This window comes from Candidatus Nitrospira salsa (assembly GCF_965152625.1).
In genome coordinates this window covers 1,623,402-1,647,747 of sequence record NZ_CBCUCO010000002.1, presented here as the reverse complement: position 1 = coordinate 1,647,747, position 24,346 = coordinate 1,623,402, and the positions used below count along the sequence as shown (strand labels likewise).

General features: G+C 46.3%; 18 protein-coding genes. 11 read left to right on the top strand and 7 right to left on the bottom strand.

The features are described from left to right. Positions 1-867: 867 nt before the first annotated feature. From ACWQXP_RS09365 to ACWQXP_RS09350, 4 genes are read left to right on the top strand one after another with little or no spacing between them, the layout of a single operon-like run. Positions 868-2,562, top strand: a complete 1,695-nt coding sequence (locus ACWQXP_RS09365; protein ID WP_454062556.1) for an NADH-quinone oxidoreductase subunit 5 family protein — start codon at positions 868-870, stop codon at positions 2,560-2,562. A 31-nt stretch (positions 2,563-2,593) separates the two neighbouring features. Next, positions 2,594-3,670 carry a proton-conducting transporter transmembrane domain-containing protein gene (locus ACWQXP_RS09360; protein ID WP_454062555.1) on the top strand — a complete coding sequence of 359 codons (1,077 nt, stop codon included), beginning with the start codon at positions 2,594-2,596 and terminating at the stop codon, positions 3,668-3,670. Between the two features lie 12 nt (positions 3,671-3,682). Beyond that, positions 3,683-6,928 (top strand): DUF2309 domain-containing protein, encoded by a 3,246-nt coding sequence (locus tag ACWQXP_RS09355; RefSeq protein WP_454062554.1) that lies wholly within the window; start codon positions 3,683-3,685, stop codon positions 6,926-6,928. Between the two features lie 32 nt (positions 6,929-6,960). Then, positions 6,961-7,284 (top strand): P-II family nitrogen regulator, encoded by a 324-nt coding sequence (locus ACWQXP_RS09350; protein WP_454062553.1) that lies wholly within the window; start codon positions 6,961-6,963, stop codon positions 7,282-7,284. A 751-nt stretch (positions 7,285-8,035) separates the two neighbouring features. Here ACWQXP_RS09350 and ACWQXP_RS09345 read toward each other — a convergent pair. Continuing rightward, positions 8,036-9,031: a multicopper oxidase domain-containing protein gene (locus ACWQXP_RS09345; protein WP_454062552.1), complete on the bottom strand. Its 996-nt coding sequence runs from the start codon at positions 9,029-9,031 to the stop codon at positions 8,036-8,038. Between the two features lie 319 nt (positions 9,032-9,350). Between ACWQXP_RS09345 and ACWQXP_RS09340 the strand changes: the two genes are divergently transcribed. Continuing rightward, positions 9,351-11,180, top strand: a complete 1,830-nt coding sequence (locus ACWQXP_RS09340; RefSeq protein WP_454062551.1) for a sigma 54-interacting transcriptional regulator — start codon at positions 9,351-9,353, stop codon at positions 11,178-11,180. Positions 11,181-11,232: 52 nt separating this feature from the next. On the opposite strand, the gene ACWQXP_RS09335 is transcribed toward ACWQXP_RS09340, so the two are convergent. Next, a complete protein-coding gene (locus ACWQXP_RS09335; protein ID WP_454062550.1) occupies positions 11,233-11,598 on the bottom strand; it encodes a hypothetical protein in 366 nt (121 codons plus the stop codon). Between the two features lie 273 nt (positions 11,599-11,871). On the opposite strand from ACWQXP_RS09335, the gene ACWQXP_RS09330 reads away from it, so the two are divergent. Further along, positions 11,872-14,148: a hybrid sensor histidine kinase/response regulator gene (locus ACWQXP_RS09330; RefSeq protein WP_454062549.1), complete on the top strand. Its 2,277-nt coding sequence runs from the start codon at positions 11,872-11,874 to the stop codon at positions 14,146-14,148. Positions 14,149-14,300: 152 nt separating this feature from the next. On the opposite strand, the gene ACWQXP_RS09325 is transcribed toward ACWQXP_RS09330, so the two are convergent. After that, complete coding sequence (locus tag ACWQXP_RS09325) at positions 14,301-14,792, bottom strand: YgaP family membrane protein (RefSeq protein ID WP_454062548.1); 492 nt, start codon at positions 14,790-14,792, stop codon at positions 14,301-14,303. Between the two features lie 457 nt (positions 14,793-15,249). Between ACWQXP_RS09325 and ACWQXP_RS09320 the strand changes: the two genes are divergently transcribed. From ACWQXP_RS09320 to ACWQXP_RS09300, 5 genes are all read left to right on the top strand, one after another. Beyond that, entirely contained in the window at positions 15,250-17,631 is a 2,382-nt protein-coding gene (locus tag ACWQXP_RS09320; RefSeq protein WP_454062547.1) for a glycoside hydrolase family 65 protein, read from the top strand. Beyond that, complete coding sequence (locus ACWQXP_RS09315) at positions 17,628-18,566, top strand: PfkB family carbohydrate kinase (RefSeq protein ID WP_454062546.1); 939 nt, start codon at positions 17,628-17,630, stop codon at positions 18,564-18,566. The genes ACWQXP_RS09320 and ACWQXP_RS09315 overlap by 4 nt, the downstream gene beginning before the upstream one ends. Positions 18,567-18,759: 193 nt before the next feature. Then, entirely contained in the window at positions 18,760-19,890 is a 1,131-nt protein-coding gene (locus ACWQXP_RS09310) for a Gfo/Idh/MocA family protein (RefSeq protein ID WP_454062545.1), read from the top strand. Positions 19,891-19,940: 50 nt separating this feature from the next. Then, positions 19,941-20,195, top strand: coding sequence for a winged helix-turn-helix transcriptional regulator (locus ACWQXP_RS09305; RefSeq protein ID WP_454062544.1), 255 nt, complete (start codon positions 19,941-19,943; stop codon positions 20,193-20,195). A 2-nt stretch (positions 20,196-20,197) separates the two neighbouring features. After that, positions 20,198-20,779 (top strand): NADPH-dependent FMN reductase, encoded by a 582-nt coding sequence (locus ACWQXP_RS09300; protein ID WP_454062543.1) that lies wholly within the window; start codon positions 20,198-20,200, stop codon positions 20,777-20,779. A 230-nt stretch (positions 20,780-21,009) separates the two neighbouring features. Here ACWQXP_RS09300 and ACWQXP_RS09295 read toward each other — a convergent pair whose 3' ends face one another. From ACWQXP_RS09295 to ACWQXP_RS09280, 4 genes are all read right to left on the bottom strand, one after another. Then, the gene (locus tag ACWQXP_RS09295) at positions 21,010-21,954 is read right to left on the bottom strand and encodes a hypothetical protein (protein WP_454062542.1); all 945 of its coding nucleotides are present in this window, start codon (positions 21,952-21,954) and stop codon (positions 21,010-21,012) included. An 11-nt stretch (positions 21,955-21,965) separates the two neighbouring features. Then, on the bottom strand, positions 21,966-22,505 hold the full coding sequence (locus ACWQXP_RS09290) for a ferritin-like domain-containing protein (protein WP_454063014.1): 540 nt from the start codon (positions 22,503-22,505) through the stop codon (positions 21,966-21,968). Between the two features lie 434 nt (positions 22,506-22,939). After that, complete coding sequence (locus ACWQXP_RS09285; RefSeq protein WP_454062541.1) at positions 22,940-23,617, bottom strand: DUF2238 domain-containing protein; 678 nt, start codon at positions 23,615-23,617, stop codon at positions 22,940-22,942. Next, the gene (locus tag ACWQXP_RS09280; protein ID WP_454062540.1) at positions 23,610-24,236 is read right to left on the bottom strand and encodes a DUF2238 domain-containing protein; all 627 of its coding nucleotides are present in this window, start codon (positions 24,234-24,236) and stop codon (positions 23,610-23,612) included. The genes ACWQXP_RS09285 and ACWQXP_RS09280 overlap by 8 nt, the downstream gene beginning before the upstream one ends. Between the last annotated feature and the right edge of the window lie 110 nt (positions 24,237-24,346).

Below are 24,346 nucleotides of genomic sequence, written 5' to 3'. Positions count from 1 at the left end.
GCAGTCATCAAGGATGGCTTTTTCTGTTTCCGTTGAAATTTTAAACACTCCTGCCTCTTTGGCATTTTCCAACTGCTTAACTTGCACGTAGTTGGATTTGCTCTCGTTCTAAGTTTCTCTCCCCGGAGTCCATCATCATTAGGTGAAAACAACAAAAATGAGCTTTTGTCAGGGGAATGTTATAGATGGAAGTTATTCGCCACGCGACAATCACAGAAGAATCATTGTAGGACTCGTACTTGAGTACGGCCCGAGGTTGCTGTCATATCTGGGGCTTTTGCTCTATCACGTCTAGTTCTAAAGGGGCTGGTAACTGCACTGTAAGGGTGGAAATGTGAGAGGAGTGGCATAGGCTGAAAGACCTGCTAATATAGGGGCAATGAGGTATCAATAATTTGGTTCACTCGTCACTTTGTCCTAATCGTTGATAGGTGCTTTTAAATATATCATTTAGCAAACTGTATTTTGTCTTCATCGTTATCAACACGCAATCGCTCTCTCGCAAAAAAACTATTGAGTTTAGGTACGCATCAAATTCTTTTTTCCTTTTTTGATGCTTCCAGCCATTTCTTGTACGCGAAAGACCCATAGGAACTATTCATTTATTGAACTCGTCATTCAGTTGTTTAGCTTCCATGCTCAGTGGTCCTGCCTACCATTTCCGACCTTCTTTCTTTGTCTAGGTCCAAAAACAAGTTGCGAACTGGACCAGCTATGGTTGATAAATTGAGAATCTTGGACTTATGCCTGTAGGGTAGTTTGAAATATCATCATCTGCGACCGTTGGGTAAATCGACAACTCTGAAATTGTCCTGTGAAACATGATTGCGATGAAATCGTAATGTGGTAATGTAAGTCAATTCCCGTATGAGTATTGCTATCCTTATTCCACTTCTTCCGTTGCTGGCTGGCTTCGCGATTAGCGTGGGCGGCAAACGTTTGACATCCCATGTGCCAACCATCGGAATTTTGGCGACGAGCGTCGCCTGTCTCCTCTCTATTGTGACCTTATACATTGTGGGGACAGGCGAACCCATTCATGTGACCCTCTGGCCCATTCAGTCTCAAGCTTCCGACTTGTTCAGGGTTGGTATATTCGTTGATCGACTAACAGCAGTGATGATGGTACTCATCACCAGCGTCAGCACTGTGATTCATGTGTATTCTGTTCGATACCTGGAGGGCGATTCAGGCTATGTTCGATTCTTTGCCTTACTGGGTCTCATGACCTTTGTCATTCTTGCGCTGGTTTCCAGCCCCAACCTATTAATGCTGTTTGTGTTTTGGCAGCTCCTAAGTTGGACCCTGTATCTGATTCTTGCGTTTAATTATGAGCATGTGCCCGCCTACCAGAATGCGTTTAAGACATTGATGGTGCATCGCATCGGAGACGTCGCTTTTCTTTGCGGGATTTTTCTGACGTACAAATATTTCGGCACGCTTGAATTTAACGAACTCTTTGAGCGGGCGACACAACAATCTCACATGATTTCATTGCTGCCAGGAAATCTCTTCGACGTAAATGTCGTCGCTATCATTACGTTGCTGATCTTTGTTGGAGCCATAGCGAAATCTTCCCAATTTCCTCTGCACGTGTGGTTGCCGGATACCATGGATTCTCCCACTCCGGTCTCAGCCCTGATGCATGCAGGGATCATCAACGCAGGAGGATTCCTTCTCAATCGACTTGCACCGCTTTATGCGCTTTCACCCAACACGCTTCATGTCGTCTTTGTGATTGGCGCCCTGACCGTGGTCTTGGGAGCCTCGATGATGCTCGTCCAAAATGATATTAAGAAAACGCTCGGGTATTCCACGATGGGCCAGATGGGCTATATGATCATGGAATGTGGGCTTGGTGCCTTTGCGTTGGCTATTTTCCATCTGATTGCGCATGGGCTTTTCAAAGCCTCGCTCTTTCTCAGTGCGGGCAATGTTATTCACGCCGCTCGTCACGAACCGAAGTTTCCTGAATCTTCCAGTCATGCGCCAACGAAACTTCCTGCTCAAGCCACTTGGATCACGGGAATGCTCGTGACGTTGATTATGCCGCTGATTATTTTGATGGTGGCGCATGATCTATTGGAAGTCCCGCTTGAAGATGCTCATGGGGCCGTGATCTTTCTCTTTTTTAGTTGGGTGACCGCCTCGCAAGCGATTTTCAGTTTGTATCGATTACATGCCGTGGCTTCCTGGAAAGTGGCGAGTGCGATGATTGCCGCGTTATTTCTCATTGGATTTACCTATTTATGGGCAGGGGAAGCGTTTACCCATTTTCTGTACCCCGAACCGGGAGTGGCAGATGGCTTCTTCCTTGCTGCGGCTTTGAATCCAATCGTGTTTGATATGCTCATTGTCGTATCCACAGTCTTAATTTTCGTTGGGTGGATTTATGCCTACACCGGTGCCAAAGGACAAAAGATTTTCAATGCAGAGAAGGGACAAGCCATACTGCAAAAATTGTATGTGTTGTTGATTAACCGGCTGTATGTGGATTTCATTTACATGAGGTGGGGAAACGCGCTCTTTCAATGGGCTCAAAAAATCGCCCACCGGTATTAAAGCTTAAGAAGAGAAAACATTTGCGACTGTCATGAACGTTGAAGATACCAGTATATTAGCTGTTGCGATTCTTCTTTCAGCGCTGTGTGCTTTCGTCGGACAACATCGTTCAAAACATGCGTCAACGGCACTAGTTGAAATACTTGTGGTGTCGGGGCTTGGAGTTGGAACGTTACTGACACCCTTGCCCATCAATCGATATTGTCTCGTTGGGGTTCTTGGGTTTGCGGCCTACTCTCTTTTGAAGTCGCGCAAGACCGCCTCGTTCAAAACGATCAGTCTCGTTCAATTTGCATTAGCGATTGTTCTGACCCTCGTGGCTTCCTTCTCTGATGATTCTATGACCATGGTCGCCGGGCTGTTTGTCACAGCGATACTCATCCCTCTTCCTCCGTTGCATGTCTCGTTCGCTTCACTCGTGAGTTCTTCTCCTGGAGCCATGTCCGGTTTATGGACGACTGTATTCCTTTCTCTCGGGTTGGCTGAGCTCATGGAACTCAAAACTTCCCTGTCTGAAGGCATGCTATCGACGATTTCCTGGTTAGCCTTAGTCAGTGCTCTGTATTCCTCAATAAAGTGCTTAGGGCAAAGTCAAATTCGGCCATTGCTCACCTATGCAACCATCGCCCAAGTCTCCTTGTTGTGGGGACTGTCTACCGTGTTCTCGACGTTTTCCCAATGGCTCATACCATTTGGGGTGACCATTGCCTTCGTGATGACGGGTCTGCTATTCACGTATCACTGCATTCAACAACGGTTTGGCTCACATACCATCGGAACCCTGCCAGGCTTGGCCTTAGTCATGCCGCGACTGGGAGTGATGTTGATAATTCTGATTAGCATCGCTGTGGTGCTTCCGATTGTTCCGATATTGTCAGGCTTGCCTTCCCTGCCGACAACGGACCATCAAGATGTTTCCCTTGTCATCATTGGCTTCATCATCTTTTTCGTGTGGATGTTGGGAAGTTGGTATTTTTCACATTTAATGCATCAAACGGCTTTTGGAAAAGCCAGACCGGATATTCCCTACACGGATTTGACCACAGGGGAAATCAGCGCGTTGAGTCTGCTGATTGCTGCAGCCGGTTTTACAGGACTATTTTTTTAAAGAGTATTGATTGTGGCTGAAGTAAGAGAAATCGAACAATCAAGAGGCGGACAGCGAACGGAAGTTCTCTCGCTGGTTAAATTAGCGGGAGAGCCCATTTCCCACTACTGGCCGATGCAAACCTTCATTCACCACAATCCTCTGCACGGATTAGAACACTTGTCATTTGATGAGGCCATAAAGGAAGGAACAAGATTTCTTGGTGGCAAAGGATATCTCACCAATACCGAATATCGGAGTTATTACCAGCAAGGACGCATTACCTTAGATGCCATTGATGAAGCGTTAAAAGATCAGAGTGACAATCAACTCATCGCTATTAGCAATCGAAAGGTTTCTCATCTCGAAGCATTGCGCTCTATTCTCATCAATGGAACTGGATACACCGCTCCGGATGTCGCCTCAGCCCTTCTGCAAGAGCATCAAGACGACAAGGACGTGAAGATGCTCATTGAGAGACTCCACGTGCTGTACCAAGCTAACCCACCGACGTTTTCGTTCAATGATCATGCCGTTTCGGAGCGAAAGAAACTTGGGTCGTCCTACATCCTTTCCGCCTGGTGCGATCAAACACTGGGCACCACGGTTCAGGATCTCACGAACTATGAACTCATCAAATGGTGTGGCGGTTTTTTGGATGAAGGGCATGCTCCCTGGTCTATGCCTTTTCGAGAAGAAGCTTTTTATGGTGGATGGAAAGCCTTAGCCCAGAGAGATCAGTCTGGTTCGATGTTAGGCATTGCACAATGGCAGTCAAAAGTTCAACATCTTCCGGATCGTCCAGAAGATGCCATTATCGAATGCCTCGAGGCCATGGCCATCCCTCGTGAATTGTGGATGGATTATTTCACCATGCATTTTGCCCAGCTTTCAGGATGGGCTGGATTCATCAAGTGGCGTTCTGAACAACTGGATTATCAATGGCAAAATGCCAATCGCATTGATCTGGTTAAATACCTCGCGGTGCGCTTGTTTTACGAAAAAGAACTGGTCGCATTGGCTTGCCAAGACAAGCTTGGCATTCCAGGAACCTACCCCGCCATTCAGTCTTATCTCGAGAGCCACCCCTCTGGATATGGACTGTACAAGGAATGGAAGCTCACAGGTTTGCCGGAAAAGATTGTCGAGGATCTTGGGCTTTCATATTTGGTTCAACACCCCTTACCGATTGCTGAATTGGATCAAAGTGCCGTCCGCATCAGTGAAACATGGCAGTCCATTCGCCGAGAACAAGACATTCACCAAAAGGCCTTAATTGCATTGCATCTCGCCAAATCCCTTGACTTCTCTGTCAACGAATTAATCGCGAGTCCTCAAGAAACGTTGGTCGGACTATTGGAATGGGTGTCGCAGTTTCCAGAGTTACACCATGGGCCAATTTGGCTAAATGCTTTTGAACTCTCGTTCATCAAAGGGTTTCTCCCAGGGTTTGCTCCGAATCTTGAGAAGCTCGCAAAAATCGATGAGTCAGAGGAAGAACCCGCTGAATCACGTCCGTTGGCTCAAGGGGTTTTCTGCATCGATGTTCGGTCCGAAGGTTTTCGTCGACATTTCGAAGAGGTCGGAGGGAATGAGACTTTTGGATTTGCCGGATTTTTTGGCGTTCCTCTTTCCTATCAGGGGTTTGGTAGCGAGTTGGAAACCGATCAATGTCCGGTGCTGCTTAAGCCCAAGCATGTTATCAAAGAAATTCCTCGAGCCTATCAAGGCAAGGCGGCTCAGCAATTTTTGGAACGACAGCAATTAGCCAAAGCCGGGCATACCCTGCTTCATGATTTAAAAGAGAATGTCATCACACCCTATATCATGGTCGAAGCCATTGGCTGGTTTTTCGGATTTCGGCTGTTTGGTCAAACCTTGAGCCCCTTGTGGTTTAAACGGATCACGTCCTGGTTTTCAGAGCGATTTGACATTCCTCTAGGGACGACGTTGACTGTTGACAAGTTGACCGCCCAGGAAGCAGAGGAAATGGTGGCCTCAGAGCACCGCGCAGCGATCTATCGCATGCTCATCGAACGATGCGGCCGACCAGGAATGGCTGTTTCTCATGACCAAGTCGAACGACTACGCAAGCAAGCATTGGACCAAATGGCCTTTGATCCGGTCGAGGACGAGGAATTACTCAGCAGACTCCAGTGGACGGAATCTGACTACACGCAATTTATTGAAGACTTGCGAAGCCAGTATGGTGTACACGACCGCGCCGTTACCAATCGGATGCATCGCATCACGCAGACGGGATTTACCATCACGGAACAAGCGCTTTTTGTGGAAACCGCTCTTCGGGCTATTGGATCCACAAAAACATTCTCCAGACTCTTTCTCTTATGCGGTCACGGCAGCATTTCAGATAACAATCCATTTGAATCGGCGTTAGATTGTGGAGCCTGTGGAGGAAACCACGGGGTCTCCAATGCACGCACGTTTGCCTCGATGGCCAATAAAGCACAGGTGCGACAAATTCTGGCGCAAAAAGGCATTCATATTCCGCCTGATACGCATTTCCTGCCTGGTCAACACGACACCACGACAGACGAAGTTGAGTTGTTTGACTTGGAAGATGTCCCGGCCACCCATCGCAAAGATTTACTGAGATTGCAACACGACCTGTCGGAAGCCACTCGCCGCAATAGTCGGGAACGGCTTACTCGCTTGCCCGACGACAAAGGCTGCGAATCATTGGATGAGGCCGCTGAACGGACAAAACAACGCAGCATCGATTGGTCTCAAGTTCGGCCCGAGTGGGGCCTTTCTCGACATACCACATTTATTGTGGGAAGACGACTTCTTACGCAAGGGATTGATCTTGAAGGGCGAACGTTTTTACACTCGTACGATTATTCGCAAGACGAGGCGGGAAAATATTTGGAAATCATCATGACCGCGCCGATGATCGTAGGCAATTGGATCAACATGGAGCATTATTTTTCCACGGTGGACCCATACGTGTATGGTGCCGGGAGCAAGGTCTATCACAATGTGGTCAGCCGTGTCGGGGTCATGTATGGATCCCAAAGTGATATCTGTGTTGGCTTGCCAGTCCAAACAGTTCTTGATGGAGACAAACCCTATCACGAACCGATGCGATTGTTCGTGATTATCGAGGCACCGCGTGAACGAATTAGTATGATCATTGCTCGGCATGATATTCTTCAACGCCTCATCGGCAATCATTGGATCAATCTCGTGGCTCTCGATCCGGCCTCCAGGGAATTCTTTATTCATGATTCGCGGAACGATTGGCAACGTATTCAGTAATCTATCAGATTGAGGAGGGCTAGGAGGACATCATGAGTACCATCAAGCTTTACCCGATGAAAGAAATCAAAGTCATCATTGATGGCGAGCACATTAACTTCGTGACGGACGTGCTCGATCAAATCAAAGCCAGTGGCTATACGATTTTCAGCAACCTTTCGGGAAAAGGACATAGCGGGTTCCACGAAGGACATTTGATGTTTAATGACACAAGCAGTCTGCAAATGGTGTTGACCGTGGTGCCGGAGGGAAAGGTCGAGCTCATACTGTCGGGGCTTAAGCCGTTTCTGGAGCGTCATTCTGGAAGCGTTTTTGTCATCGATGCTTTTGTGCTGAGAAAAGATCACTTTGACTAGATGGATAAGTGAGAATTTCATCTCACTAAATCGGTAATTATTTCTAAAAGCCGCCACCTAGAAACAGTACAGCTTTCAACATCAGGATGGCACAGGTGTATGGAGCAAGCGTTGTCAAGGAGTCAAATTCTCCAGTAACAAGCAGGTCTCACTGTTGGCAATCACTTCAATTCTGGTGAAGTATATCGCAACTGTCGCCTAGGTCTCCCCTTCTCTTAAACTGGAATTTAATTGGATTCGTTAACGTATCTTCTTTGCCTCTTTCAAATTCCGTTTGCCTCAATATTTTCCTCAATCGTCTCTACCGTAGTAAAAGATGTAAGCGGAGATCCTAATTCCTGCATCCGCAAGAACGCAGATGACTTCATCGTATGGAATTTTTGGCGTGAGTCATGCCTCGAATGCTTTTAGCCGCCCTTGGCGTAGTGTTCTCAGGTTTCAATCGTTGTGGAGCTTTAGCTTTCGTGTGATTGTGTGCTCAGAAACGAGGGGCTCTTTAGGGGTGACCGATGACTCCGTGTGTGCAATGTCAGTATGGGGACGTGCGATGTGAAGCGCAAGGAGTGAATATTCATATCGGGCAGCTTTCTAGAAGAGGCTGCCGAAATGTCGAGATGGTGATTTCGAACGGTTGGTTGAGTCTCAGGTGATGTGATGAAGAGAGGAAGCAGTGGGGAATAATTTGCGTTAGTCTCTTCACGGAAGGCCAAGAGTCTTGACCTTCCGTGAGGTGTGACACCGTCGCCCGTTTTTAGTGGTGGGATTCCTGTGTGGCGTCGGAGGGGGACTTCGCCACCGATGGTGCCACGAATGGCATGAGTGGTAATTGCTCTGCATCTTTCTTTACTTCAAGTAACGCGATGGCGCCGCGAAGGGCATCGGTGAGCGAATGTGTGACAATTGGAATAATGTTTTCTTCATCGACAATCATGTCAAGGATCGCCCCATCGGCTGGACCAACCACTTGGGTTTGGACGCTTTGCATCCGGTTGGCTGGCGTTCCAGTTGGCCAGACGTCATCCCAAATTTCTGCAATTGGATGTAAAGCGGAAAATCGGTTTGGCCCGATATTGACGAAATAGAACCGCACGCGTTCACCTGGCTTGGCTTGTAAAAAATCGCCGCCCTGTGTGGCATGGACTGGGTCATACTTAAATACGCCTCCATTAAAGACCACATGATCGTATTTTTCGTCAAACATGCCTTGCACATCATCCGGGTCTTTTAAAAATAATTCAGATTGAACCAAGACATATTCTCTGTCAGCTTTTGGCATGGCAGAGGCATCTTTCGGGTCCACGATCACGGCTCCGAACATGCCACGGGCAATGTGCTGAATCATCGGAAAGGCTCCGCAGTGATAGGCAAAGACTCCCGGGCGTTTGGCAACCCAGTCAAACTCCTTGGTTTCTCCAGGATTCACTTCTGAATAATTATCCAGGAAATTGGTTTCGGCCGAATGAAAGTCCATGGAATGTGGCCGACTATTAGTTGGTAAATTGATGAGCGTGAAGTGAACGGTATCGCCTTCGGTGACACGAACCACTGGGCCCGGGAATTGTCCATTAAAGGTCCAAGCCTTGGTTTTGGTGCCTTTGCCGTCAATTACGACTTCCGTTTCCACGGCGGTCATTTCGACGTTGACGGTTTTGGCTTCCGCCTGTCCAAAGGTACAGAGCAAAGCACCTGTCACGGCTAGAGCTGCCAGTCCAGGTATGCGCTTTGACGTGAGCTGAGTCCGATTCATATTCTTCCTCCTCGATTAATAAATGCGCTAATGAGTAATGAGTGTATTCAAATAATCTCTTGATTATGCCAACAGATATAGCATCAAATATGCCAATCATGTAATTTTCTTAAGCTGTTGATATTATTTGATTTTTTTAACTTTAACCATTTCATGATTAATCATTATTTTAATGAATAGCAAAATAATGTTGTAAAAACGCAATAATTTGTTTACCCTATCATCTGTTGCACCTCTTGCTATCGGTTGGCATTGAGTGTGTTGATGGACCATCAACAAGATTTTTCTTGAAGATACATATTGTGAAAGCCTCATACCCATGAACGCAGAACAACACATCTATGATGCCGAAAGGAGGTTTCGAGCGGTGGCTCAGTCATCCAATGACGCCATCATTATCGGGGATCAAGGCGGAAACATTTTATTTTGGAATAGCGGAGCTCAAGCAATTTTTGGCTACCAGAGTGACGAAGTCGTAGGGAAGTCGCTGACATTATTGATGCCTGAGCGTTATCGTCTTGCCCATCTGCGGGGGATGGCTCGATTTTGTGGGACAGGTGAGGCGCACCTCATTGGAAAGACGTTTGAGCTTCATGGTCTTAGAAAAACAGGGGAAGAGTTTCCTTTGGAACTGACGCTGTCTGCGTGGATGGAGCATCAGCAACAATTTTTTAGCGGAATCATTCGAGACATTTCTCAACGGAAAGCTGCGGAAGGAGCTCTTCGGCAATCAGAAGAAAAATATCGCGCCATATTTAATCAGGCCGTTGAAGGTATTTATCAAACAACCCTGAACGGCATGTTTCTCAATGCCAATCCGGCCCTGAGTCATTTATTAGGCTACGATTCGTCATCAACACTCATCGAAACGGTCCAGGAAATTGGCGTGCAACTCTATGTGGAGCCGGAGCGACGAAGCCAATTTTGTCAGCTCGTGGAAGAAGTCGATGTCGTGACTGAATTCGAGTCGCAGGTTTACCGAAAAGACGGCACGATTATCTGGATTTCCGAAAATGCTCGAGCCATTAAGGATGCTCAAGGTCTTCCTCAATGGTACGAAGGGTCTGTAGTAGACATTAGTGCACGCAAGCAAGCCGAAGAGTTATTAAAAACAAAAACTCGGCTCGAGGCGGAAAATTGGTATTTACAAGAAGAAGTTATTGAAGCCTGCGCGTTCGGTGATCTTGTGGGGCAAAGTCCGGCGCTTGAAAATGTGATTCGCCAGATTGATCTGGTGGCTCCAACCGAAGCGACCGTGTTAATTCTTGGCGAGTCTGGGACTGGAAAAGAATTGGTGGCTCGAGAAATACACAAACGAAGTCACCGGCATGAGCGTCCGCTCATTCGAGTCAATTGTGCGTCAATTCCCAAGGAACTCTACGAAAGTGAATTTTTCGGTCATGTGAAGGGCGCCTTTACGGGAGCCGTCAAAGATCGAGCTGGTCGATTTGAGGCGGCAGATGGCGGAACCTTATTTCTTGATGAAGTAGGAGAAATTCCCCTGGATTTGCAAAGTAAATTTTTGCGGGTGTTGCAAGAACAGCAATATGAACGGGTCGGGGATGAATACACGCGCAAGGTGAATGTGCGGGTCATGGCTGCAACGAATCGTGATCTCAAACGAGAGGTTGAACTGGGTCGCTTTCGACAAGACCTGTATTATCGTTTGAATGTATTTCCATTGGAAATATCACCGCTTCGTGACCGTAAGGAAGACATTCCACTATTAACAGATCATTTTCTCACAATTGGAGCAAAGAAGTTCCATTGTATACGCCCCCGCTTAACCAAAAAACATGTCAGTCTTTTGCGAGGGTATGATTGGCCTGGGAATATTCGAGAGCTGCAAAATATTATCGAACGCGCATTAATCACGGCCAATTCTGGAGAGCTCTACTTTGAGTTGCCCAGTAAAACCAAGCGGCGTCTTTCGGGAAACGTGGGTGAAGATCTAAAGTCTCCGGTGGTCTTATCTGAAGAAGAGGTGCAAGAGGTCATTCGTCAGAATACGCTCGCAGCCTTAAAGCAGACACGATGGAAAGTGTATGGTGCTGGTGGAGCAGCTGAATTGTTGGGGATGAAACCCACAACCTTATTGGCACGTATGAGAAAAATGCAGCTCAACAAACATCATGTTCTTCCAGAATAAATCCTGGATCATGCCATGCGCCGTGTACGGTCGAATGCAGAGCCTGCCGTGTTTAGAGTGCGCGAAAGACCGCAATCAGATCAGTTAGTGTCACAATTTTCGTTTGAAGGAGGTTTCGTTCAGATGTCAGCATGTCAACATTCTTGGTACTCTGTCCCTCTTTTCTGACCTGAGTCGCTTCTGACAAGATTCGATCACTCTCCTCTCCCACTTTGGCTTGGACAACAGGATTGGCTGCTAGAAAAGCTTGTAGCTTGCTGCGAGCCTCTTCCAATTGCGTCTCAATTTCCTGATTCGACAGTTCAGGGCTTTTTCGTTCATCCACAACATGGTCAAGGTACTGAGTCAGGATTAAATAGACGTGAATCAGGGCTTCGGTGATTTGAATATGCTGCGGATCACGAGATTGTTCGGCCATAGTCTTTCTCCTAAATGAATTCGAATGGATATCTCTCACGACGACGCGATCGTATATTTTTCCTACCTTAGCATTCCGTGAAAAAGAAAAATAGATTAACATGACAAAAAGATGAATCGTGAATGGCTGAAGAAGAATGTTCTACACGGAAGTCTGTTTCTTTGGTTATGACATCACTTAACAAATATTTTGAAGGAGTAATGATATTAAGCATGGAAAAAAGATTCTAAACCCCGTATCCTATACAGAATCACCTCGAGCTAAAATTTGATCATGGTACCGACTGCAGATCGTATGTCGTCTTCCTCTCCTTCCTCTTCCTCTCACCTTCCACTGAAGACGCAACTCTTTCGTGAACAGGTCGCTCAGCTGTATGCACTTGCGCCTATTGGAATTATGGCATCATGTCTCAATGCTCTAATTCTTGTGTTCATTCTATGGAATGTGATCGGTCATGTTCTGCTAATTGCGTGGGTGATTAGCCTGACGCTGATTAATCTCATCAGGGGATGGCTTGTTTTTCGCTATCGACGCGCGACTGTGTTGATAGAAGACACTCATCGTTGGTGTGATTGGTTTATCGTAGGCAATCTGACCACAGGCATTGTCTGGGGAGCAGCAGGGTTCTTTTTGTATCCTCCCGACTCGCTACCGCATGAATTCGGGTTAATCTTCGTGCTGGGAGGAATGGTTGCTGGATCGACGGCGATGCATTCGGCGCTACCAAAAGCTTTTTGGGCCTTTAGTGTCCCTACGGCGATGCCATTTACGTTCAAGTTTTTTCAACAGGGAGATGATCTGCATGTGGCCATGGGAATATTGTCCTTATTGTTTATGAGTATGATGGGGGTGGTTGCTCGTCGGAATCATCTCCTGGTCACGAAGGGCATCACGTTGCAGCATGAGAATGTTCAGCTTCTCGATCAAGTCACTAGGGCTCGAGATCATCTTGAATCGATTGTGGAGGCTCGAACCGCCGAATTGCAAACCTCAGAATCCCGCTATCGGCTTTTGGCTACCAATGTGACGGATGTCATTTGGGTGATGGCATCAGATGGAAGTCACTTTACCTACATCAGTCCTTCAATCATGTCGTTCCGAGGCTATACTCCTGAAGAAGCGATGGCTCTTTCCTTGGAAGAAACGCTGACGCCCGATTCTGTTCAAAAAGCCAGAGCGGTTCTTGAAGAAGAGTTAAATCTTGAACCGTCTCGTTATGCTGACCGTTTTAGATCGCGTCTGTTGGAGTTGGAGCATTACTGCAAAGACGGATCGACAGTATGGGCGGAAGTGAGGGGAAGTGTTTTGCGTAATGAACAGGGACAGCCTATTGGCATGGTGGGGATGACTCGCGATGTCACTGAACGAAGAAAAATGAATGAAGAAAAACAAACTCTTGAAACGCAACTTCTGCGTTCTCAGAAAATCGAAGCAGTCGGTACGTTGGCAGGTGGAATCGCTCACGATTTTAATAATTTCTTGACGAGTGTCTTGGGGAATATTGTGCTCGCTAAGGAGACCACGACTTCCAGTGAGTTACGGTCAGAATTCTTAACCAAGGCTGAACAAGCCACATTACGCGCAAAGGATTTGACACAGCAACTTCTCACGTTTGCAAAAGGGGGGGAACCCATTAAGCAACTGATATCAATGGATACGATGATTAAGGAAAGCTCAAGTTTTTCACTATCTGGGTCAGCCGTGGCCTGTGAGTATGTGTTTCAACCAAATCTTTGGCCAACGGATGTGGATCCAGGACAGATTAGTCAAGTCATCCATAATCTCGTGATCAATGCGGTGGAGGCGATGTCTCATGGGGGCACCATTATCATTCGTGCTGAAAATATGCTTCTCCCCACAAAAAAGTTAGGCCGGAGTATTCCATTGCCCCCAGGTCCATATCTCAGGGTGTCTCTGCGTGACGAAGGTCCTGGAATTCCTGATGAGCATTTGTTGCGAATTTTTGATCCGTATTATACAACGAAGACTGACGGGCATGGTCTCGGGTTGGCCTCAGCGTACTCGATTATGAAAAAGCATGAAGGGTTGATTGCCGTCGATAGCAAACTCGGCTTTGGTACGGAGTTTACGTTATTCTTTCCAGCGGTCCCCCACGCGCACGTTTCCAGTAATGCGGCAGCTGTTCAGCCAATGCAAGGCCGTGGGAAAGTGTTGGTGATGGATGATGATGAACATGTTCGAATGGTCGCAGGAGAACTTTTGACTCACTGTGGGTATCATTACGAGTTAGCCAAGGACGGCTACGAGGCCATCACCCTCTATAAACATGCGGTGCGATGCGGAGAGCGTTTTTCGGTAGTCATATTGGATTTGACGATTCCGGGGAGCATTGGTGGGAAAGAGACGTTGAGACGATTGCAACAGATTGATCCAGACGTGAAAGCCATCGTTTCAAGCGGCTACTCTCATGATCCGGTCATGGCCAATTATCAAATTCATGGTTTCCAGGGAGTCGTCAGCAAACCTTACACACTCGTAGAGCTGAGTAAGGTGATGTATGATGTGGTGATGGATTCTTCCTCTCATTGAGCTGAGCTTATTGCTTGGGGCTCTCTTATCAAAGGTTCCTTTTCAACGAATGCTGTGAGTTCTTCGATATAGTCGTCCGCGGAAGTTTGAAGAATTGGCGTCTGACTTATAGCCTGTTACTTGTCAATCACTTCAACGTATCTATTTTATTTTTACATGTTCGAAGAATGGTTCCCTGCAGCTTCAAATGCGGCGGATGCCTTCGGCGCATGTGCATGATCTGTTTGGTCTGGTAAACCTTGAATATCTTGATAATCACCTCTCAGTGCCTTCAATGCATGACGTTCTTGTTGAATCTCAGCTGATGTTCGTACCCCCAATCGTCGAAAAAGTGGAACAGGCGGACACCAGCCTTGAATGGAGTGCTGCAGGAGAAAGCTACAAACAGCAGCAGGAAGAAGAAACCATCGGCGATGAGCGAACGTCCCTAATACCAATCCCACAAGCGAAAACGATGCCGCATTAGCTTCGAGCACTCGTTCTATATCCCATTCTTCATCAAGCTCCATCAAGCGACGATCGAGGGACGAACGTCCGGCAGAAGCATATAAAACGATATTATGTTTTGTTCGGTTAAGGATATCTTCATTGATTTGCGGATCGGTATGTTCGGCAACTCGTGTTGTTGTGCGTGGAATCTGCATAGGGAACTCCTTTTCGAAATTTGCAGGAGGCATTTCTCGCATCATCATTTCTTCTAAAAATATATACTCTATTTATCAATGGGAAATAACTGGATAAAACCCTAGTAGAAAAACAACGTATTCAAGGGTTTTTTAGGGTAGTCAGCGTCGTAAAATGAGACCAAGCTTCTACATTATCTCCGATTATGACGTGAAGAAAATGCCAAAGGCGAATTGGCACATAATGTTATTATGGAATCCGGCATGTTTTTTTTTAATGTCTGCGGTTAATCTCAACTCATCTAATCGGCCACGTGTTTCGAGTCTCGATGTTATCCCGATGTCATAGGACGGGTTGAGGCCAATACAGAGAGCATGAAATAGGGGGACGTGTTTTCCTTACCTGATTTAAGTCCATGAGTAGAGAGGGCGAATTGCTGACTCTCAGAAATCTCTGTCATCACCTGATATACACTCTATGAACGAATGGAAATTACAATTTAATCGTTGGGACCCTGAAATTCAACAGGTCAGAGAGGCGCTTTGCACTCTCACAAATGGATATTGGAGTATGCGGGGAGCGGCGGAAGAATCTACCCAACATGGCTGTCATTACCCTGGTACCTATTTGTCTGGCGTATACAACCGTTTGGAGAAAACCATTGCCGGCGAAATCGTGAATCATGAAACTCTGGTGAATTGGCCCAATAGCCTTTTCCTGTCCTTCAAAATGGAATCCGGCTCGTGGTTTGACTTGGAAAAGGTTCATGTCCAGGAGTTTTGCCAAGAACTTGATCTTCACCGAGGGCTCCTCAGCAGGCGTATTCATTTTATTGAACCTGCCGGGCGCGAGACGACGCTTCATAGCACCCGTTTTCTCCACATGCGTTTCCGACATCTTGCGGCAGTAAAGTGGGAAATCTTTCCACATAACTGGTCTGGGCAATTACAAGTCAGGGCAGGGATCGATACTGGCATCATCAATAAGAATGTGGAGCGCGATAAAGAGATGCATGGAAAACATGTTCACATTGTGAAATCAGGATTTTTTCAGGAGTATGGCCCTTACGTGGTCGCGGAGACTTTACAATCTCATATTCGAGCGGCTCAAAGTTTTCGAGCAGAATGTTCAGGGGCTCCGATTATCAATCAAGGCATCATACAAAACCTCAATATGGTCGCGAAAGAATTTTTCATTGATGTCTCCTCACGTTCGCCGGTCAAATTTGAGAAAATTATTGCGATGTGCCATTCACGAGATCATGCCGTTTCGGAACCACTTGAAGCCGTGCAGCAAGCCTTGGCCTCTACAAAGACGTGCGAGCTATTGCAGGATTCTCATGAGAAAGCGTGGAGGCGATTGTGGAACATTGGCGATATTCGCATTCGCAGTCGACCGGAAGATCAATTAATGTTACGTCTTCATCTTTTTCATCTCTTACAAACGGCATCGCCTCATCTTGTGGATTGTGATGCTGGGATACCTGCTCGTGGACTGACCGGCGAAATGTATCACGGGCATATCTTTTGGGATGAAGTTTTTGCTTTCCCTTTTTTAACTCTTCGTATTCCAGACGTATCCCGCGCGTTGGTACTCTATAGGACGCGACGACAATTAATTGCTCGAAACCGTGCGGATCAGCTTGGATATGACGGTGTGCTCTACCCTTGGAGAAGTGCGAGTGACGGATCAGAGCAAACCCCTCGTCTTCAATGGAATCCGCGCGCTCAGCAATGGACCAAAGATTATACGTACTTGCAATATCATCTCAACGCAACAATTGTGTATCAAGCCTGGAAATATTATCAAGCGACTGGAGATTTCCATTTTTTACAATCTTGCGGCGGAAAACTAATTCTTGAAATTGCCCAACTGTGGTCCAGTATGGCCGTAAAAAGTGAAGAAGACGGTCGATACCATATTCGTGGCGTCATGGGACCTGATGAATTTCATACCGGCTATCCAGATGTCGCGTCTCCCGGTCTCGACGATAATGCCTATACTAATATTATGGCTGTGTGGACGCTTCGTTGTGCCGCACGCCTCATACAGAAATTGCCCAATTATGCTCGAGAACAATTAATGGACGAATTATCGATCAAGCCAAACACTCTCGATCGTTGGGCCGATATTGCTCGACGTATGTATGTGCCGTTTTTGGACAAGGAGATTATCAGTCAATTTGCTGGATATGAAAAGCTTCAAGAGTTGGATTGGCCCAAGTATCGAACCCGTTATGGAGACATTCGTCGAATGGATCGAATCCTTGAAGCTGAAGGGGATACCGTGAATCGCTACAAAGTCTCAAAACAACCTGACGTATTGATGATGTGTTATCTCCTGCCGTTGCAAGAACTTGAAGCGATATTTTCTGAGTTAGGCTATCTCTTCACTCCTTACCTGATACAAAAAAATATTGAGTATTACCAACCACGAACCACTCACGGGTCAACGCTCAGTCGCATCGTATTTGGATGGATTCTTGCGCGTTCCAATAGGAAGGGGTCGTGGCAATGTTTAGTCGAAGCCTTAGGAAATGATGTCCATGAAATTCAGGGCGGGTCAACCAGCCAGGGCATTCATCTTGGGGCCATGGCGGGAACGGTTGATTTGATTCAACGTTGCTATAGCGGAATAGATATGGAGTATGACATGTTAATAATTAATCCACGCTTACCGGAATCATTACATGAGGTGGCGACGTCTATGTATTATCGAGGCCATCAGATTTGTGTATTGATCTCTCAAAAAACCCTTCATGTCGACATATCAGCTGGCCCTCACTTCCCTTTGAAAATCCATGTGCGAAATAGAACGTATACCATCCATGAAGCCAGCACACAGGAATATACCGTATGACTTCTCAAATTATTGCCTTGGGAAGCATTAATGTAGACTTTCAATTAAGAGCTGATCGATGGCCGGAACCCGGTGAAACTCTCATGGGACAGGATTTCCTGATGATAGGAGGGGGGAAATCGGCTAATGTGGCCTGGTTAGCGAGAAATTTGGGGGCAGAAGCGCAATTAGTTGCTCATGTCGGATCTGATTCACTGCAGGAAATCGCGATGAAACCTCTACAACAAATTGGTGTCAATTTATGCACGGTTTCTCAGATAGATAAGCAGTCAACCGGGGTTTCACTCATTGTGGTTCCCAAAGACGGGCGGAAAGGTATCCTTCTGTCAGCGAATGCCAATGAAGTATGGAGAAAAGAAGATTATGATGCCGTGAGTCATATCCTGACAGATGCTCCTTCCGGCTCTATCCTCACAACCAATTTAGAAATACCGGTTCCTCTCGTGAAACATGCTGTGAGTGAGGCTAACAAGCGCGGAATGCTGGTGATACTCGATCCTTCACCAGCACAGAGACTCGATAAGGAATTGCTGGAATTAGGCTGTTTTCTCACACCCAATCAGTCTGAAGCGCAGCATTTAACGGACACTACCATAGAAAATCGAGAACAAGCTATGGAGGCGGCTCAATGTCTTGTCTCATTAGGGGGGCAAGCGGTTTTCGTGAAACTTGGGTCGGGTGGGTGCGCCGTGATGTCAGCCAACGAACAATATTTCATTTCGCCCCCTCTTGTGGAGACTATTGATACCACTGGTGCTGGAGATGCTTTTGCCGCCGCATTGAGTGTGGCACTTTTGGAAAATCGCACACTGTTCGAATCCACGCGTTTCGCTGTCGCGGCGTCAGCCCATGCTGTCACCGGCTACGGATCTCAACCTTCCTATCCCTCCCGTGCGCAGGTTGATGCACTTCTCAGAACTATGAATGATGAGTAATGGCGATCCGTGTCTTCTGGGGTGTGACACGCATACTAGCCCTTGATGTGGGTATTCCCTTCTCTTTCCATATTCAAACTCATTTTTGCGTCGTTGTGGTCATTCATCAAGGGTTCTTTCCAGGTTCAGATAAAAAATAAATCTGTTAGATAGTTGAACATGTCTTATCATTATGATGTGAAAGGATTCATGTATGGCTATCGCTAAAAAACGCCCTCGGTCATCACGTAAAATTAGATACGCGGTTGTTGGATTGGGGTATATTGCTCAAATCGCTGTCCTCCCAGCGTTTGTTCATGCCAAGAAGAATTCAGAATTGGCAGGTCTGATATCGGACGATTCAAAAAAATTACGCGAATTAGGTAAAAAATATCATGTAGAAGGAACGTATTCTTATGATGCTTATGAAAAATGTCTTAAAAATGAGGCGATCGATGCCGTGTATATCGCTCTCCCCAATCACTTGCATTGTGAATATGCCATTCGTGCTGCCAAACTTGGCGTTCATGTTCTTTGCGAAAAACCGATGGCCCTGTCCGTCACAGAATGTGAAAGGATGATCCGGACAGCCGATCACCATCGGATTAAACTCATGGTGGCCTACAGACTTCACTACGAAGAGGCGAATCTCAAGGCCATGCAACTGATTCACTCTGGAAAAATTGGGGAGCCGCGTTATTTTCAATCAGCGTTTAGTCTCCCCATTCAAAACAAAAAGAACATTCGGTTACGACAGGAAACCGGTGGAGGAACATTATGGGACATCGGTATTTATTGTTTAAATGCAGCCCGAAACCTGTTTCGGGCGGAACCGGTCGAAGTCTTTGCAAGCACGATGGGCAAGGGAACAGGTAAATTTCAAGAAGTGGAAGAAATGAGTGCGGTCATTTTACGATTTTCCAACAATCGATTGGCCAGTTTTATTTGTAGTTTTGGCGCAACTGATGTGTCGGAGTTTCGTGTGGTGGGAACAAAGGGCCAACTTCAACTGACTTCTGCCTATGAATATGTGGCACCCATTACCTATCATCTGACGATACATGGGAAAAAACAGTCAAAAACGTTTGCTACGCGTGATCAATTTGCGCCTCAACTCCTAAAATTTTCAGATGCGATTCTCCATGATACAATCCCTGAACCTGCAGGTGATGAAGGGCTCCATGATGTACGGATCATTGAAGCTCTGTATCAATCAGCCAAAAAAGGAAAGCCAATGACACTCAAAAAAATCGAACGGAAGCGTCGACCGAATCTCAAACAACACATGCATCGTCCACCAATTAAGAAGCCAAACCTCATCCGTGCCGAGAGTCCATCCGGTTGAGACTACGAAAAATCAGTCAGAAGAAAGCGTGTGAGAGTCTGATGTAGGTTATGAATAGATTATTTTCAGACCTACACATCTTTTGTGACGAGTCAGGCGGCCCTGGACCCCTTGAGTCCGGCTTTAAAGTCAGTGACGGCTTGACGAATTGGGGTTTGGTCACGCGCAAAGACTATCGAGAAATTCCTCCGCGCGTGGAATATTGGTTGTCGACTCTTGGCCAATCGCTTGAAGGCGTGTTAATGGCTATGCATGAGTGGGGTGAGAGGTATGGGCAGAAAGCCTTGCAAAAGAAAGGACGATAACCATGAACATTGTAGCTATCTCTGGAAGTCTCAGAAAAGCGTCGTTCAATACGATGCTCATTCATGAAGCCGTGAGCGTTTGTCAATCAGCCACGATTGAAGTGGCATCGATCGCTGACATCCCTCTCTATAACGGAGATATCGAAGCTAATACAGGTCCTCCAAGTTCTGTGACGATGTTGCAAGATAGGCTGGAACAGGCTGATGGTTTAATTCTCGCCTCACCGGAATACAATAATGGAGTTCCAGGTGTGATGAAAAACGCAATCGACTGGTTATCGCGCCCATCAGAAAAAATAGACATAGTTTTTGCTCGTAAGCCCCTGGCCATGATGGGCGCGAGTATGGGAAGTTTTGGAACGGTATTGGCGCAGGCCGGTTGGCTCCCAACCATCCGCGCGTTAGGGTTGTCGTTGTGGACGGATGAAACACCATTTTTGGTGTCACGCGCGCACAAGGCCTTTGATGAGCATGGTCATTTTATCGAAGATTCGATGCGGAAAAAACTCCAAGCTTATATTGAGGCATTTGTGACGTTTATCGCGACAACAAAACGTAAAGAATCTATGAGAGGGGTCGTGTGATCAGGTAGCGGCTCGCATGACGATTGCTGTTAGTCCTTCCTTTAATATGCTGTCCATGAATTCTGCGGATTTTTATTCTTATCCTAAGAGTTTAACGTTAGATAATTTGACTAATTGCTTGGACCTGGACATTTCCTAGGAAGATGTCAGATGGTCTAGTGAGGATTCAACGTTGAAGGTCTGGAAAGATTTCAAGACCTTACCTGCCATTGTGACGATATTCACATCCTTTACGTGCCTCGAATGAAAGGTAGGACATCCATCATTAGCGTTCCTCCAAATGACGGTCCTCGATCTTTGGAGTTCACTAAATCGTTCCACATTTCGACTCGACCGTACGGAAAACTCAATGCTACGGTTCCAAGTATTTCTTCAAGCGAATTTCCCGTTCGTGTGACGAAGAGTCCGGAATGAATTGTGATCCCAAATTCTAGTTCCCATGGTGGTGCGGGCGTCTCCCGGTAATCGCCAAGGCTTAGGGACGCTTGCCCGAGATAAGATTGAGGCGCAATCGAAGGAAAGGCCGAACTATTATAGAGTTGGCCATAGCGACCCAGAGCCGATAAGCGTAGGAAGGTGGAGCTGGGAAAAGGGATGCGTCGAAATCCAGCTCTAACATAGGGTTCATGATAGAGCGTTCCAGATGTGACCCCGATTCCCCAAAATGTGTTTTCACGTGATTCAAAGAGACTAAACCATCGAGTGATTGAACCGCCGAGCATGAAGTCGGCAGCCTCACGAGTAGCTCCGACGGGAACTGACGCATAGTCAAACACATAATTGTGAACGAAATCATTTTGCAGAAATTCCGTCGGTTGATTATGAGTCGGCCCGGCACCTCCGGTGAGATTAAATCCCCAAGATCCAATCCGTTCCGTCCAAGAGGCAGAAAGTAAATTGAGTCCAATCGTTTCCTCAACCGTAGAAGGATAGCGACGATCATCGCCATCAAACTCTGTAAAGCGAAGTAACGTGATACCAGTAAGCAAAGCCGATTTTTGATCAGGATAGGCAAGCCCACCCCAATAAATACTTGGAGCCGGTGTTTCGGCATGGACGTGTATGCTCCCGAGCAACATCCCAAGTACTCCAAGTATGAAGAAACAGCGATATGTCATCATGAATTGTGGCAATGGTTGTCGTCGTAACGGTTGAATAACGCACGATCTCTGCATTCAAGCATTCTTTATGAATCCATATCTTCCAGAAGCGAGACGAGGTCATCGGCGTGCTCTTCTTCGACGGCCAGAATTTCTTCCAGCATTCGGCGAGACGTCGAATCCTGAGTGCCAAGGTAATTGATGACTTCCCGGTAACTATCGATGGCAATTCGCTCAGCGATCAAATCCTCTTTGATCATATCGAGCAAGGATGAGCCTTCGACATATTCAGAATGGCTGCGGGTTAGTAACCCATCGGGAGAGAGATTGGGCTCACCTCCGAGTTGGACAATCCTCTGTGCCAGTTGATCGACATGACCTTGTTCTTCAGTGGCATGTTGAAGAAACTCTGCGGCGACGCTTTGAGCATTGATACCTGAGGCCATATAATAATGCCGTTTATACCGCAGTACACAGACGATTTCAGTAGCGAGCGCTTCATTAAGTAGCTTGATAACGGTATCACGATCTGCCGTATAGCCTGGTGTCACCGCACCTTTTTCAATATGTTCTCGTGCACGCTTTCGTAACGTCTTGATGTCAGTGAGAAATGGTTGGTTTTTCATCATGCTCTCCTTTCAGCTTTTGATCTTCATTAGTTATAAACTCATCGACAGCATGTAACTCACACCTACGATGCAGTTCTGGTGCGTGAATACAAAACACTTGCGATTCTTGATCAAGAGTCACGAGGCCAAGTCGATGTCTCACTCGCTTCCCGTGTCCTCATGAATACCGTGTTGTCTTTTCTGCTTAATTGTTTCAGGTCAGTATTTTTAAAAACAATGAATAATTTTTAAATTTGTTTTAATTATTTGTCTAGTGACCTAAGGTCGTGGAGTGACGGCTGAGATCATCTGAGTATTCAGTGTGAGGTTGAGTGGTGTTGTCTAGATTTTTCGAGAAGCGTGAACGAAGGCATGACTGAACGTCATCCAGGCGGGAGGACGCACAGTATGGAAGGAGCGTCTTTGTGTAATACGTGTCACAAAATAAGTTTTTACGATGAAAACGTGCGAGATTTCTGTGTGAAGAACAACGAAAGTATAAACGTTGCGGTCATCGTTAGTAGGGCACCGACAACAGCGACCGTCATATCTTTCTGCGCATCCCATTCATCTCCCTGAGTACCCAGATAGGCTTCTCCCAATTCGGGATTGACTAATCGAACAATCCAAGATTCACCAATCTCAAAAAGTCCACTAAGGGCTAAGATTCCACTGATGGGTAAATAGTAGGCCCAAAATCCTTTGACCTTAACTCGACGTAGAAATAATTCACGAAGCGGATACGCCAAGATTAATCCAAATGAAAAGTGAGCAATGCGATCGAAAGGATTACGTTCTAATTCCCACACCTCTTGGATCCAGAAACCAAGAGGAACCTTGGCATAAGTGTAATGTGCTCCGATTGCATGAAGGGTCAAAAACACGACAATAAAAATATAGGAAAGATCGGATAAGGGAAACCACCGATATGTCGCTATGAGGAAAATGATCAAGCCACAGACCAAAATGTTTTCAAGAGCCCAATCATGGCGGTCAACCGGATCAATCGCGAGCAATCCCCAAATCAGGACAAACCACGTCATTAATCCATGAAGGAGGTAATGATTTCGAAAGGCTCTTTGATTAGTGGCAGTCGTTGCAGTGGTGAGGGGCATAGGTTGCTTATACAAGCCTCTCCGTGCGAAAGCACGATAAAGGTTTTGGAACCTTTCGTATCAGAATCATGAATGATAAGCAGAGCAAGGCACCATACATGGTTGCGGCCATATCTTTTTGTGCATCCCAGATATCGCCCTGCGCTCCGAGAAAAGCTTGTCCTAAATCGGGGTGGACGATTCGCGCAAACCAGGATTCTAAAATTTCCCATATTCCGGCTAATCCGATTAAAGTCATGAAGACGAGATATGTGCGAAGCCAGGACGGTATTCCTTTGATTTTTCCAAACAGCTCATTGAACGGATAAGCCAGGAGCAATCCGAAACAGAAATGCACAATACGGTCAAAATTATTCCGAGGTAAATGGAGAAAGTCTTCGATCCATTCTCCAACAGGTGTTAGAGCGTACGTATAATGAGCTCCGATGGTGTGCAAGGTCAAAAAAAACGAGACTAACAGATACGACGTACTCGAGAAAGGAAGAGCGTGATAGGTGATGGTCAAAAAACCAACAAAAAGAATGGGAAGAATATTCGCGAAGATCCAATTTTGAGAATCAACCGGATTCATTCCCATAAAAAAGAAAAAGACGACATACCATAACAACAATATTGACACGACGAGATGCTTCAACCGAGTCTCCATCTTATAAAAGTAAAAGAAAAGATGTGGTGGCAAGCGTGGTCTGCCTGTCACAGATATAAAAGAATAGCAAAAAGAGGTCTGGCAGAAATCTAGATAAA